Below are 13,380 nucleotides of genomic sequence, written 5' to 3' on the forward strand. Positions count from 1 at the left end.
GTAATGTTTCATACCTCAGGAAGATCGGTGTTCGGTGTGACGTTGTATACGCTGCTGGAACCGTTGCCGCTGGGCTTTTTTGTTGCCGCCTGGTTTTTCGATATCCTCTATTTGCAAACCTTCGTCATCATGTGGACCAAATCGGCCAGCTGGCTAATCACCATTGGTCTGGTGCTGGCTATCCTGCCACGATTAATCAGTTTGGTTTATTTATTCCGAGGCGCGCGGCCGAATGAGAAAACCCATTTCTGGCTGTCGCTGCTGGCAATCGTACTGGCGGTGGTTAATGCCTTTATTCACAGCCGTGATGCTTACGCGGTGGTGCCGATGGGCGTGACGCTGTCGACGTTGGTGGTGGCGCTGCTGCTGATCGCTAACGTGCAGCTGGTGTTGCGCGAACGTCGCACGCAAGGAGGTCGCGTATGAAACACCTACTCAGCGCGGTAGCCATCGCGATGCTGCTCAGCGCCTGTGACGACGGGGCACTGATCGATCCCCAAAAGCAAATTGGCCCAAATCCTGAACTGCCGCAGGCGCAGAACTTCTTTATGCCGCCGATGCAGGTTCCGGAAGGCACGCCGTGGAAAGCCGGTGAAATGCCGAAAGTGGCGGATGGGTTGAAGATCGAAAAGATCGCCGAAAAATTGCAGCATCCGCGTCAGGTGCTGGTGCTGCCGAATAATGATGTGCTGGTGGCGGAATCCAATGGCATGGCTAAAACCATCAGCGCGCCCAAAGAGTTGATCATGGGACTGGTGCAGAAAGCGTCCGGCAAAGGCGGCGCGGGCGGTAATCGCATCACCTTGCTGCGTAACGTTAACGGCAAATGGGAACAGCATCGCTTCATCGAAAATCTGACCGCACCGTTTGGCATGCAGCTGGTGGGCAACACCTTGTATGTGGCGAATGCCGATAGCCTGGTGAAATTCCCGTATGAGACCGGGCAAACCGAGATCCGCACGCCGCCGGTGGAAGTGACCGAACTGCCGGGCGGGCCGATTAACCATCACTGGACCAAATCGCTGCTCGCCAGCCCCGACGGCAGCAAGCTGTATGTCGGCGTGGGATCGAACAGTAACGTGACGGAAAACGGTATTGGCGAAGAGTATCGCCGCGCGGCGGTGCTGGAAGTGGATGCGGCCAGCGGTGCCAGCCGGATTTATGCCAGCGGCCTGCGCAATCCAACCGGCTTACAGTGGGAGCCGCAAAGCGGCAAGCTGTGGGCTGTCGTTAATGAACGTGACGAGATCGGTTCGGATTTAGTGCCAGATTACCTGACGTCGGTGCAGGACAAAGGCTTCTACGGCTGGCCCTACAGCTATTATGGCCAGCATGTAGATGAACGCGCGCAGCCGCAAAGGCCAGATTTGGTGGAGAAAGCGATCAAACCGGATTACGCCCTGAGCTCACACGTTGCACCGCTCGGCCTGTTGTTCTACGGCGCGGATAATATGCCGCAGTATCGTGGCGGCGCGTTTATCAGCGAGCACGGCAGCTGGAACCGCACGCCGCTCAACGGCTATCAGGTGGTGTGGGTGAAATTCGAGAATGGGAAACCGGTAGGGCAGCCACAGCCGGTAGTGACTGGTTTTCTGACGGACGATCAGAAGCAGGTGCGCGGTTTGCCGGTGGGTTTAGCCACCGATCAGCAGGGCGGCGTGTTGATTGCCGATGATGCGGGAAATACCATTTGGCGTGTCAGTTCCGCCAGATAATCAATCGCGGGCAATAAAAAAGGATTTGGCATTAAGCCAAATCCTTTTTTTTATGTTCGCTAACCGGCTGGTAACCGCGCCGCGAACGGGGTGCTCAGCACTCCTCACAAAGGCGATAATAAAATGTGCGGCGATATATTTCAAGTTTTGCCATAATACTGTATGGTTATACAGGTGTTGAGTGACGAGCAAAGCCTCATTGTTTTTCTGATGACTCCAGGGGCGCGGATAGTCAAATCCCGGCAGGTTTCAGGTGGTGCTGGCCTGTGGCTTTTACAATGAGAGCCGCTCAGCACTCCTCACAATTGTGCTTAGGCGGTCGGCGGGTGGAGTCAAAGCCCCGGCAGCTGAAAGGCGCGCTCCTCTCAGAGGAGAAGGAAAGTGATGGAACTTGTTCGATTGCTGCTGGACATCGTCCGCATCATTCTTCAAATCATCGTTGCCCTTTTGCAACTGACCGGTCAGGCACACTGATCGGAACTTGAGACAAGGCGGAGCTCACCCCTCCGCCTTTTTTCGCGTGGATCAAAGTCCGCTGCGCTAAAAACGCTACTATCCTCATCTCATTCAGTAATGCGAGGAAGTGCATCATGGCAATCACGTTCGGGCCGATTAGCGCGCCGGTGAAATTTAGCGACGTAGAACCGGTTTTTCTCACCGATGACACGCTGTTGCAGCGCAAAAACACGCTGCTGGCGGGCATGCAGCGCGAGGGTTTTGACTGGCTGGTAATCTACGCCGACAAGGAACACGGCGGCAATTTCGAATATCTCACCGGATTTATCCCGCGTTTCGAAGAAGGATTGCTGCTGCTGAATCAGTCCGGGGATTGCACGCTGGTACTGGGTAACGAAAACCTCAAAATGGCGCGCTTCTCACGCACCTCTGCTGCGCTGGTGCACACGCCATACTTCTCGCTACCCAATCAGCCCATGGACAATGAAGCGCCGCTGGAAAGCCTGTTCAAAGACGCTGGCTTAGCCAACGGCGATAAAGTCGGGCTGGTGGGCTGGAAGATGTTTACGCCCGCCGCGGGCAATGGGCGCGCTATGTTTGATCTGCCGTATTTTATCGTCGACGCCATCCAGCGCACGCTCAGCGATAACGCCTTGTTAGAAAATGCCATCCACTTGTTTATTGGCGATCACGGCGCGCGCACCACCTGCAATGCCAATGAAATCGCGCATTACGAATATGGCGCAAACCTCGCATCAAATTGCATGCTGGAGGCGCTGAATGCCATCGAGGTGGGCGTGCGTGAAACCGAGTTGGGCGCGTTACTTCAGGCGGAAGGGCAATGCAACACGGTGGTGACCATCGCTGCGACCGGCAGCCGTTTCGACAAGGCGAATCTCTATCCGACTTACAAAAAAGTGCAACGCGGCGATCCGCTCTCGCTGACCACCGCTTTCAAAGGCGGGCTCTCCAGCCGCAGCGGTTTCGTCATTGCCGAGCAAAGCGAACTGCCGCCAGGCCAGCAAGATTATCTGGATCGCATCGCCAAACCCTATTTCTCGGCGGTGGTGGCGTGGCTGGAAAATATTCGCTGCGGCATGAGCGGCGGGGCACTGTATCAGCTTATCGAGCAGATGTTGCCAAAAGAGCGCTTCGGCTGGCATCTCAATCCGGGACATCTGGTGGCGGATGAAGAGTGGATGTCTTCACCGATTTATCATCATTCCACCGAATTGCTCAAAAGCGGCATGATGCTGCAAATTGATATCATCCCATCGGTGCCGGGCTACAACGGTGCCAGTGTTGAAGAGTGCGTGGTGCTGGCCGATGCGGCGCTGCAAAGCGACATCCGCAATCAATATCCGGCGCTGTGGCAACGCATCGAAACCCGTCGCCGTTATTTGCGGGAAACCATCGGCATTCAGCTCAGCGAAGAAATCTTGCCTTTATCGAATAGCGTGGCGTATTTGCGGCCGTTTTTTCTGGCGAAGGATTTGGCATTGAGCGTGGTGAGTTGATGTTATTAGCTGAGGTCGCCATGAATGGCGACCCTACAAAATCGTGCTCATTGTAGGGTCGCCATTTATGGTGACCTAAAGGCTCAATTGACGATTTTTCAGCCCTTATATTTAATGGCTTCAATCAATTTTTCAAACGCGGCGGTGTGCTGTTTCCGGCTCGGATAATAGAGATAATATCCGCTAAAAGGTTCGCTCCAGTCTTCAAGCAGGCATTGGAGTTCGCCGGTGGCGATGTGCTGTTTAACGGTATCCTCGGGGACATGGGCGATACCCATGCCGGACAGTACCGCATCAATACGCGAAGCCAGATTATTAAATATCAGCTGCCCTTCAACTTTAACGCGAATATCTTTGCCATCTTTACTGAACTCCCAGCTATATAATCCTCCCAGCGTAGGAAGGCGCATATTAATGCAGTTGTGATTCTGCAATTCGTAGGGCGTGGTGGGAGTGCCGTGTTTTTGCAAATAGTCAGGCGATGCAACAGTTACCATTTTCCAGTCCGGGCCGATTCTCACCGCCACCATATCTTTCTCAATGCTTTCACCCAGTCGCACGCCAGCATCGAAACGCCCGCTGACAATATCCGTTAAGGTGTTATCGACAGAGAGTTCCACATTCACTTCGGGATAGGCTTGCAGAAACGGTTTGAGCAGCGGCCACAATGTGGAAGACAACGCATGTTCGCCGGCGGTAATACGAATATTCCCTGACGGCTTGCCCTGATTATCGGCTAGTTGCAGCAGAGCTTTCTCAATATCGGCCATCATCGGCGCCACACTTTGAATCAGGTTTTCACCGGCTTCGGTTGGCGCGACGCTGCGCGTGGTGCGCGTTAATAAACGCGTGTTTAATCGCTCTTCAAGACCGCGAATCGAGTGGCTTAATGCCGATTGCGACACGCCTAATTTAGCTGCGGCGCGCGTGAAGCTACATTCGCGCGCCACCATCACTAAATAGATCAGGTCGTTGAAGTTTTCCCGCAGCATGTGGTTGACCTTATTACTGTCGTGGCGTCAAAAGAGGAAACGCAAATTAGTTAGGCGGATTATGGGTAGCGTACAGCGGCCAGGATTCAAACAGATAACCATCGAAATCGATATCATCGACGTCTGAGAACTCCAGCAGCCGTTGTTTCACGTTTTCCAGATGTTGCCACATCGCCAGTTTGGCGGCGCGCGCGTCTTTTTTGATCAGCGTCGCGAGGATCTTTTTGTGATCGTCGAGCCACTGTTTGCGGTAATTGTTGTTGACCAGATGGCGATGCAGTTGGCTCCACATCACGTTATCTTCACGCCATTGCCAGGATTGTTTAAACAGCTCAACCAGCATGCTGTTGTGCGTGGCTTCAGCAATCGCCAGATGGAAATCACGATCGCCATTTTCGCTTTGGTTGACCGCACCCGAAGCCAGCTCTTTCTCTTCCAGCTCCAGCGCCTGGCGCATCTTCATGATGTCTTCACGCGTGGCCTGCAGCGCGGCAAACTCAGCGATATTGCTCTCCAGCAGCTGGCGCGCCTGCAACATCTCAAACGGTCCGGCATCGTTGCTGGCCTTGTGAAGCGAAACGGGTTGTTGCGGCGAGTCGTGAATCACGTAGATGCCCGCACCGCGACGCACCTCGATTAATCCTTCCAGCTCCAGCATGATCAGCGCTTCACGCACCAGCGTGCGCGTCACGTCCAGCAGCGCGGCGAGTTCGCGCTCCGGCGGCAGCCGTTCGCCCACCGCATACTGCTTCTGGGTGATCATCTGGCGGAGCATTTCCCCGACTTCCTGATAAGGGCGCTGTGCTGAAGTTTGAGTTTTCATCGTGCTCTTTTCTGTGTGTTAAAGGATTCACAACCTCTGATACAGCCTCACTCAGAGACGCGCACTATAGCATAGCGAATAAGAATCGGCCTGGTCACGACGTGCAGTGTCAGGCCTTCATTACTAAGCGTTAAGTGCGAAATAGCGTTCGGCGTTATTGAAGCAGATGTCGCGCAGCATGCTGCCAAGCATCGGCTCATCATGCGGCACAATGCCATCTTGCACCCACTGTGCCAGCAGATTGCACAGAATACGGCGGAAGTATTCGTGGCGCGTGTAGGAGAGGAAGCTGCGCGAATCGGTCAGCATGCCAACAAACTGGCTGAGTAAGCCGATTTGCGACAGCTGCTCGAGCTGACGCAGCATGCCGTCGCGCTGATCGTTGAACCACCAGCCGGAGCCAAACTGCACCTTGCCAGCGATACCCGCGCCCTGAAAGTTGCCCGCCATGGTGGCCAGTACTTCGTTATCACGCGGATTGAGGCAATAGAGAATGGTTTTCGGCAGCTGATCGTTGAGGTCCATCGCATCTAACAGGCGCGCCAGCGGCCAGGCGATATTGTTATCGCCAATCGAATCAAAACCGCTGTCTGGCCCAAGCTGGCGGAACATGCGCGTGCTGTTATTACGAATCGCGCCGATGTGCAGCTGCATCACCCAGCCGCGCCGCGCATATTCACTGCCGAGCCACACCAATACTGCGCTGCTGAACTGGGCGATTTCCAATTCATCCAGCACATCGCCACGGCGACGTTTCGCCAAAATTGTATCGAGCACGCTGTCTTCAGGCACCGGCGCAAAGCGCAGGGTTTCGATGCCGTGATCCGATGCGCGACAACCGTGAGCGGAGAAGTGGTCAAGGCGACGCAGCAGCGCGCGGCGTAACGCATCGAAGCTGTCGATGGCGACATCGGCGGCGGCTTCCAGGCGACCAAGATAGTCGACAAAACCCTCCAGCTCGATTTTAAAGACTTTGTCCGGACGCCAGCTCGGCGCAACGTCAATATCAAAGCTGCTGTCTTCGGCGATTTGGCGGTGATAGCGCAGCGAATCAACCGGATCGTCGGTGGTGCCCACCATGCGCACTTTCATCTGGCGCATAATGCCGCGCGCGGAAAATTCCGGCGTCGCCAGTTGTTCCGCGCAGCGCTGCCAGATAGCAGGCGCGGTGTCCGGGCCAAACAGCGTATCAGTGATGCCAAACGGACGACGCAGCTCAAGGTGCGTCCAATGATAAAGCGGATTGCCGAGGGTTTTTGGCACCGTTTGCGCCCACGCGAGATACTTGTCGTAGTCGCTGGTGTTCTTGCCGGTAATTAACGACTCATCCACGCCGGCAGCACGCAGCGCGCGCCATTTGTAGTGATCGCCTTCCAGCCAGATTTGGCCGAGGTTGGCAAAGCGACGATCTTCAGCAATCTCCTGCGGATTGAGGTGACAGTGATAATCGTAGATCGGCATGTCCGCAGCGAAGTCGTGGTACAAGCGCCGCGCGATGTCGCTCTGCAGCAGAAAATCTTCATCCATAAAGCGCATTATTGGGCTTCCTGAGCAAAATAGGCGCGGTGGATCGCCAGTTCGACGCCGCGAATTTCAGCCAATCCTTTCAGTCGACCAATCGCCGAGTAGCCGGGATTGGTTTTCTTCTTCAGGTCATCCAGCATTTGGTGGCCGTGGTCGGGACGCATTGGAATCAAATCTTCCTCGCCCGCAGCTTTACGGCGCTGTTCCTCTTCGGCAATCGCCTTGATCACCGCAAACATATCCACATCGCCACCTAAATGCGCGGCCTCGTGGAAGCTGTTGGGGTTCTCTTCACGTTTGGTGGATCGCAGATGCGCGAAGTAGATGCGCGGGCCGAAGCGTTTGACCATGCTGGCTAAATCATTCTCTGCCAGTACGCCGTACGAGCCGGTACACATGGTGAATCCGTTGGCGGGGCTGCTGACGGTATCGATCATCCACTGCAGATCATCAGCGTTGGAAACAATACGCGGTAAGCCAAGAATCGGGCGCGGCGGATCGTCAGGATGCACCGCCATGCGCACGCCCACTTCTTCGGCAACCGCAACAATGGCGCGCAGGAAGGTGGCAAAGTTCTCACGCAGTTCGGCTTTACCGATGCCTTCATAACGCGCCAGCTGGGCGCGGAATTGATCCAGCGTGTAACCTTCCTCAGCGCCCGGCAAACCAGCGATAATATTACGCATCAGGCGATTACGATGCTCTTCACTCATCGTGGCGAAACGTTCAGCGGCCTGGGCGATCTCTTCCGCACTGTAATCATGCTCCGCGCCGGGACGTTGCAGAATATGCAGTTCAAACACCGCGAACTCAATCTGATCAAAGCGCAGGGCTTTCGCGCCATCCGGCAGCAGATATTCGAGATCGGTACGCGTCCAGTCGAGGATCGGCATGAAGTTGTAGCACACGGTTTTGATGCCGCACTGTGCCAGATTACGCAGCGACTGCTGATAGTTGCTGATCCAGTGCTGACAGCGGCCGCTGCCGGTTTTGATCTCTTCATGAATCGGCACGCTTTCCACCACCGACCACACCAAACCTGCGGCTTCCACCAGCGCTTTACGCTGCATGATTTCGTCGACTGACCACACTTCACCGTTGGGGATGTGATGCAGTGCGGTGACGATGCCGGTTGCGCCCGCCTGGCGCGCATCGGCCAGAGAGACAGGATCGTTGGGGCCGTACCAGCGCCAGGTCTGCTTCATGTTGTTACCTCACTCACGATTGGTTGACCAATATTTCTTGCCAGCGTGTTACTTCAAACATTAACCACGCGATTCGCGGTTAAAACTCTGCTCTTTGTCCGGTTAAGTCAACCTGGTGAGTGATTTTGGTTAACCAGATCACATTTGCGACATCAAGCTGGCGACCACTTTTCGCAACTGTGGTTCACTCCTGGCGAATGGTCATAGATGATTCACTTAGGGAGAACCCGATGAACCGCAGTTTAAATCCAGGGATAACCGCCGCTGGCACCAAACGCACCTTCCGCCATATGCGCTGGTGGGTGCTGGTGCTGTTCTTAGCCGGCGTGACGGTCAATTACATCACCCGTAACTCGTTAGGGCTGCTGGCCCCAGAGCTCAAAGACAGCCTTAACATCACCACCGAGCAATATTCCTACATCGTCGGTGCCTTCCAACTGGCCTATACGTTCTTCCAACCGATTTGTGGCTGGTTGATTGATGTGATTGGCCTGAAAGTCGGCTTCCTGATCTGCGCCTCGGTGTGGGCCATTGCCTGTTTATTCCATGCTGGAGCGGGCAGTTGGCTGCATCTGGCGATTCTGCGTTTTGTTATGGGCAGCGCAGAAGCCGCTGCAACGCCAGCCAACGCCAAAGTAATTGGTGAATGGTTCCCGAAAAAAGAGCGTCCTATCGCCGCGGGTTGGGCGGGTGTCGGATTCTCCCTCGGCGCTATGCTGGCACCGCCGATTATCTACTTTGCCCATGCGGCGTTTGGCGGCTGGCAGGGCGCATTCCTGTTCACCGGCGCGCTGGCACTGGGTTGGGTGTTGCTGTGGTGGTGGCTGTATCGCGATCCCGATCAGCACCCTAATTTGTCGAAATCCGAACTGGATTTCATCCGCCAGGACAACGAACCACCGGCAGTGAAACTGCCATTCTTTACCGCGTTGAAAACCGTATCGAAGAACAAGCGTTTCTACGGCATTGCCATTCCGGCATTCATGGCCGAACCGGCGTGGGGCGTACTGAGTTTCTGGGTGCCGCTCTATCTGGCAAAAGAGCTCGGCATGGATCTGAAACAGATTGTTATGTTCGCCTGGCTGCCGTTCCTCGCCGCCGATCTCGGCAGCGCTGCCAGCGGCTATCTGACGCGCCTTTACACTAAGATCTTTGGCTTCACCCAAGTCAATTCAGTGGTCGCCAGTTCAGTTACCGGCGCGTTCCTGATGCTGTCTCTGGCCGCAGTGGCGATGACCAAAGATCCGTATGTGGCGATTGCGTTGATCTCAATTGGTGGCTTCGGTCATCAGATCATCTCCTGCATGCTGAGCGCGCTGGTGGTGGAGAAATTTGATAAAGGCCAGATGGCCACCGTCAACGGCATGCGCGGCTCGTTCGCGTGGATCTCCAGCTTCCTGTTCTCACTGCTGATCGGCGTTACCGCCGACACCATTGGATTTAACCCACTGTTTGTCGCCATGGGCTTCTTCGACCTGATTGGTGCCGTATTCCTGATTGCTTTTATTGCTGAACGTCGCGCACAGCGCGCATGAAAAAGTAGGTAACGATGAAAACGTTAAAAAATTGGTCATTAGCCGGTTCCGATGCGCACCACGTGGCATTAACCGTCGACGGCAAACACACGCTGTGTCTGTATGTGCTGGAAACGGGCATGTTCCGCGTGGTAATTAAACGTCAGGGCGCGTATAGCCTTGACCGCACCTGGAGCATCGCGCCAGAAAGCGATGTGCCGTGGGAAGGGCGTCAGCGCGACAGCCTGGCCGGCTTCGTCTTGCCATCGTTCACGCTGGAAGAAGAGGGCGACACGCTGGTGGTCGCCACCGATAAGCTGCGGGTGATCGTCCATCAACCGCTGGCGCTGGAGTGGCAATATTGCGACAGCCACGGCGCATGGCAGTTGCTGACCTGTGACCGTCCAACCAGCGCTTATCAAATTAACGCGCACGGCGATGGCGTGGCGCACTATCAGTGCCGCATGAACGACGATCGTTATTACGGCCTTGGCGAGAAAAGCGGTGATTTGCAGCGTAACGGTCAGCGCTACGAGATGCGTAACCTTGACGCGATGGGCTACAACGCCGCCGCGACCGATCCGCTGTACAAGCATGTGCCTTTTACCATCACGCGCCGCACCGACGTCAGCTTTGGCCTCTATTACGATAACCTCAGCAGCAGCTGGTTTGATCTCGGTAATGAGCTCGATAACTATCACAAGCCGTATCGCCGCTGGCAGGCTGAAAGCGGTGATATCGACTATTACCTGTTTGTCGGTGACAAGGTGCTGGATATCACCAAAGCCTTTGTGCGTCTGACCGGTAAAACGCTGTTCGGCCCGAAATGGAGCCTTGGCTACAGCGGTTCAACCATGCATTACACCGATGCGCCTGACGCGCAAAATCAGCTGATGAACTTCATCCGCCTGTGTGAAGAACACGATATTCCGTGCGATTCGTTCCAGCTCTCGTCCGGTTACACCTCGATTAACAACAAGCGCTACGTGTTCAACTGGAACTACGACAAAGTGCCGCAGCCGGAAGTGATGAGCCAGGCGTTTCACGACGCGGGCTTGCGCCTTGCCGCTAATATCAAACCGTGCCTGTTGCAGGATCATCCGCGTTACAACGAAGTGGCGGAACAAGGCCTGTTTATTCGTGACTCGGAAGAGGATGCGCCCGAGCGTTCGGTGTTCTGGGATGATGAAGGTTCACATCTCGATTTTACCCATCCGCAAGCCGTTGTCTGGTGGCAGGAAAACGTCACGAAACAGCTGCTGGAAAAGGGCATCGATTCCACCTGGAACGATAACAACGAATATGAAGTGTGGGATGGCGAAGCGCGCTGCCATGGTTTCGGCACGCCGATTGCCATCAAGCACATTCGCCCGGTGATGCCGCTGCTGATGATGCGCGCCTCCATGGAAGCGCAGCAGCGCTTCGCGCCAGAAAAGCGTCCGTTCCTGATTTCCCGTTCGGGCTGCGCCGGGATGCAGCGCTACGTGCAAACCTGGAGTGGCGATAACCGCACCAACTGGACCACGCTGCGCTACAACATCCGCATGGGATTGGGCATGAGCCTGTCCGGTTTGTACAACGTGGGACATGATGTGGGTGGCTTCTCTGGCGATAAGCCAGATGCAGAACTGTTTGTGCGCTGGGTACAGAACGGCGTGATGCATCCGCGTTTCACTATTCACTCGTGGAATGACGATCACACCGTCAATGAACCCTGGATGTATCCAGCGGCCACGCCTGCAATCCGCGCCGCAATTGAGCTGCGCTATCGTCTGCTGCCTTATCTCTATACGCTGCTGTGGCAGGCGCATGCTGACGATGAACCGATGCTGCGTCCGACTTTCCTCGATCATGAACAGGATACTCAGACGTTCGCCGAGTGCGATGAGTTTATGCTGGGCCGCGATCTGCTGGTGGCCAGCGTGGTTGAGCCCGGTCAGCGCGAACGTCGCCTGTGGCTGCCTGACAACCAAACCGGCTGGTATGATTTTGCCACTCAGCAATGGTACAGCGGCGGTCAATGGATCACGCTGGCAGCACCGCTGGAAACCCAGCCGATGCTGGTGCGTGCCGGTGCGGGCTTACCGCTCAGCGAGCGCCTGCGTCATGTTGATGCTAAAACTGACGATCGCCGCACCTTGCAGCTGTTCCCGCTCAAAGGAAAAGGCGTCAGCCACGGTGTGCTGTTTGAGGATGATGGCGAAAGCTGGGGTTATCAGCAGGGCAATGCGCTGTGGCTCAACTGGGAAATGCGCAGCGATGCTGAGGCAATCCACCTTAACTTCCAGCGCAAAGGCAGCTTCCTGCCAGCCTGGCAAACGCTGAACGTTACGTTGCCGCCGGGTGAACAGCGTCAGTTGTTTATTGATGGCGTAGCGGTGGATAAGGCGCAGGCAGAAGTTATATTGGCGGAGATAAAATAGTCACTATTTTCGGGGGGCGCATCTTTGCGCCCCCCGACACAGGCAGTGCCATCATTAAATAGGAATTTTTACCTTCCAGCGCGTACGAAAAACCCCTAAATTCACGTCGACAACCAGTACCACTCACAACACGTGAGTATCTTAACAACAATCAAATAAACATTTTTGCATGCCAAAATTCGTGGCAGTGAGGATTTGTATGCTTTTAAAACGCAGCTGTAATATTGCCATTGTTCTGGTGGTTATGTTTTCTGTCACCGCTTGTGGAATGTCGCATCGTGGACGCAATACTGCTATCGGTGCCGGAGTGGGCGCGGTGGGTGGTGCAGTATTAACCGGCGGTAGCACCTTCGGAACACTGGGTGGTGCGGCCATTGGTGGTTTGATTGGGCACGAAGTCAGCCGTTAACGAATATAGATAATGCAAATAAAAAAGGGCCCTTAAGGCCCTTTTTTATTTGCATTCGCAACGCTGAAAATAATCTGTTTTTTCGCTGGAATGTGTTTTCAATATATCTTGTTTAAGAAAATTAAAATACCAGGCTGAGTCATAGTTGTTACGTATGTTGTGTTAGATATGAGTATGCAAAAAATTAATGGCTTTCAAGTGAATGAATATTTACGCAGTCAAATTCAGCAGATCAAAATTTTAGTTCTGACTTATCAGGCAAAGATTCACTTTACTCATAGCTGTCAGAATACCGGGGCGAATAGTTTTGTCACTAAAACGGAAGACCTTTCTGGATTAGTTTATGCTGTACGCGTGATTGGACGAGGATACAATTAGCTGGGTATCAAAGGCTATATATCTAAACGCGAGAGTGGCGCAGTCTATAGCTCCGCGATTCGTACTGTAGCGCATGGTCAGCGGTTCATTCCGCCTGCTATCGCGGAACAACTGGTGCAGTTCACCGGCAAAAATAATGACTATCTGCCTAAGCCACACTCTCATGATGTGGATGCTTCATCCGTACTGAATAAACTGTTAACACCCAGTGAAACGACGGTGATCAGCTATTTCTTGTCAGGAATGTCGATCAGCGATATTGCCAAAGAACTTGAGCGCAGTCGTAAAACAGTCGCCGGACATAAAAATAATGCGCTCAGGAAAATGGGGATGAAAAGTGATTTAGAACTATTCAAATTCCACAATGATTTTTTTAAGCAAAAAATCGCCTGAGGTACGCGCATCCAGTGATATTAAGCGCCAT

General features: G+C 54.3%; 12 protein-coding genes. 8 read left to right on the forward strand and 4 right to left on the reverse strand.

Features of this window, described 5'->3' with window-relative positions; genetic code table 11:
• The first annotated feature begins 3 nt into the window (after nt 1–3).
• The 3 genes from VIJ98_RS09230 (at nt 4) to VIJ98_RS09240 (ending at nt 3,688) form a co-directional block, all read left to right on the forward strand.
• The gene (locus VIJ98_RS09230; protein ID WP_323273555.1) at nt 4–426 is read left to right on the forward strand and encodes a DUF2231 domain-containing protein; all 423 of its coding nucleotides are present in this window, start codon (nt 4–6) and stop codon (nt 424–426) included.
• Nucleotides 423–1,715, forward strand: a complete 1,293-nt coding sequence (locus tag VIJ98_RS09235; protein WP_323273558.1) for a sorbosone dehydrogenase family protein — start codon at nt 423–425, stop codon at nt 1,713–1,715. The genes VIJ98_RS09230 and VIJ98_RS09235 overlap by 4 nt, the downstream gene beginning before the upstream one ends.
• Nucleotides 1,716–2,305: 590 nt before the next feature.
• Entirely contained in the window at nt 2,306–3,688 is a 1,383-nt protein-coding gene (locus tag VIJ98_RS09240; protein ID WP_323273560.1) for a M24 family metallopeptidase, read from the forward strand.
• A 98-nt stretch (nt 3,689–3,786) separates the two neighbouring features.
• Here VIJ98_RS09240 and VIJ98_RS09245 read toward each other — a convergent pair whose 3' ends face one another.
• The 4 genes from VIJ98_RS09245 to uxuA form a co-directional block, all read right to left on the reverse strand.
• Nucleotides 3,787–4,680, reverse strand: a complete 894-nt coding sequence (locus VIJ98_RS09245; RefSeq protein ID WP_154152275.1) for a LysR family transcriptional regulator — start codon at nt 4,678–4,680, stop codon at nt 3,787–3,789.
• A gap of 46 nt (nt 4,681–4,726) precedes the next feature.
• Nucleotides 4,727–5,503 (reverse strand): Uxu operon transcriptional regulator, encoded by a 777-nt coding sequence (gene uxuR / locus VIJ98_RS09250; RefSeq protein ID WP_073980699.1) that lies wholly within the window; start codon nt 5,501–5,503, stop codon nt 4,727–4,729.
• Between the two features lie 123 nt (nt 5,504–5,626).
• Nucleotides 5,627–7,042, reverse strand: a complete 1,416-nt coding sequence (gene uxaC, locus VIJ98_RS09255; RefSeq protein WP_323275803.1) for a glucuronate isomerase — start codon at nt 7,040–7,042, stop codon at nt 5,627–5,629.
• On the reverse strand, nt 7,039–8,232 hold the full coding sequence (uxuA, locus tag VIJ98_RS09260) for a mannonate dehydratase (protein WP_323273565.1): 1,194 nt from the start codon (nt 8,230–8,232) through the stop codon (nt 7,039–7,041). Before uxuA ends, uxaC begins: the two co-directional genes overlap by 4 nt.
• Before the next feature lie 230 nt (nt 8,233–8,462).
• Here uxuA and VIJ98_RS09265 point away from each other — a divergent pair, with 230 nt between their 5' ends.
• The 5 genes from VIJ98_RS09265 to VIJ98_RS09285 all read left to right on the forward strand — a co-directional run bounded on the left by VIJ98_RS09265 (nt 8,463) and on the right by VIJ98_RS09285 (nt 13,349).
• Nucleotides 8,463–9,767: an MFS transporter gene (locus VIJ98_RS09265; protein WP_061720092.1), complete on the forward strand. Its 1,305-nt coding sequence runs from the start codon at nt 8,463–8,465 to the stop codon at nt 9,765–9,767.
• A gap of 14 nt (nt 9,768–9,781) precedes the next feature.
• On the forward strand, nt 9,782–12,169 hold the full coding sequence (locus tag VIJ98_RS09270) for a glycoside hydrolase family 31 protein (RefSeq protein ID WP_323273568.1): 2,388 nt from the start codon (nt 9,782–9,784) through the stop codon (nt 12,167–12,169).
• 199 nt (nt 12,170–12,368) lie between these two features.
• Nucleotides 12,369–12,578 (forward strand): glycine zipper 2TM domain-containing protein, encoded by a 210-nt coding sequence (locus tag VIJ98_RS09275; protein WP_008110024.1) that lies wholly within the window; start codon nt 12,369–12,371, stop codon nt 12,576–12,578.
• A gap of 174 nt (nt 12,579–12,752) precedes the next feature.
• Nucleotides 12,753–12,956 carry a response regulator gene (locus VIJ98_RS09280; RefSeq protein WP_407330300.1) on the forward strand — a complete coding sequence of 68 codons (204 nt, stop codon included), beginning with the start codon at nt 12,753–12,755 and terminating at the stop codon, nt 12,954–12,956.
• Between the two features lie 114 nt (nt 12,957–13,070).
• Nucleotides 13,071–13,349 carry a LuxR C-terminal-related transcriptional regulator gene (locus tag VIJ98_RS09285; protein WP_323273573.1) on the forward strand — a complete coding sequence of 93 codons (279 nt, stop codon included), beginning with the start codon at nt 13,071–13,073 and terminating at the stop codon, nt 13,347–13,349.
• Nucleotides 13,350–13,380 lie beyond the last annotated feature (31 nt).

Origin of the sequence: Pantoea sp. S18, from assembly GCF_045689705.1 — a bacterium.
Lineage (GTDB): Bacteria > Pseudomonadota > Gammaproteobacteria > Enterobacterales > Enterobacteriaceae > Pantoea > Pantoea symbiotica.

Bases quoted from the DNA above. Each gene is read 5' to 3' on its own strand.
- VIJ98_RS09240 (WP_323273560.1), top strand. From the start codon at position 2,306: ATGGCAATCACGTTCGGGCCGATTAGCGCGCCGGTGAAATTTAGCGAC.
- VIJ98_RS09270 (WP_323273568.1), top strand. From the start codon at position 9,782: ATGAAAACGTTAAAAAATTGGTCATTAGCCGGTTCCGATGCGCACCAC.
- VIJ98_RS09275 (WP_008110024.1), top strand. From the start codon at position 12,369: ATGCTTTTAAAACGCAGCTGTAATATTGCCATTGTTCTGGTGGTTATG.
- VIJ98_RS09265 (WP_061720092.1), top strand. From the start codon at position 8,463: ATGAACCGCAGTTTAAATCCAGGGATAACCGCCGCTGGCACCAAACGC.
- VIJ98_RS09230 (WP_323273555.1), top strand. From the start codon at position 4: ATGTTTCATACCTCAGGAAGATCGGTGTTCGGTGTGACGTTGTATACG.
- VIJ98_RS09235 (WP_323273558.1), top strand. From the start codon at position 423: ATGAAACACCTACTCAGCGCGGTAGCCATCGCGATGCTGCTCAGCGCC.
- uxuA (WP_323273565.1), bottom strand. From the start codon at position 8,232: ATGAAGCAGACCTGGCGCTGGTACGGCCCCAACGATCCTGTCTCTCTG.
- VIJ98_RS09280 (WP_407330300.1), top strand. From the start codon at position 12,753: ATGCAAAAAATTAATGGCTTTCAAGTGAATGAATATTTACGCAGTCAA.
- uxuR (WP_073980699.1), bottom strand. From the start codon at position 5,503: ATGAAAACTCAAACTTCAGCACAGCGCCCTTATCAGGAAGTCGGGGAA.
- VIJ98_RS09245 (WP_154152275.1), bottom strand. From the start codon at position 4,680: ATGCTGCGGGAAAACTTCAACGACCTGATCTATTTAGTGATGGTGGCG.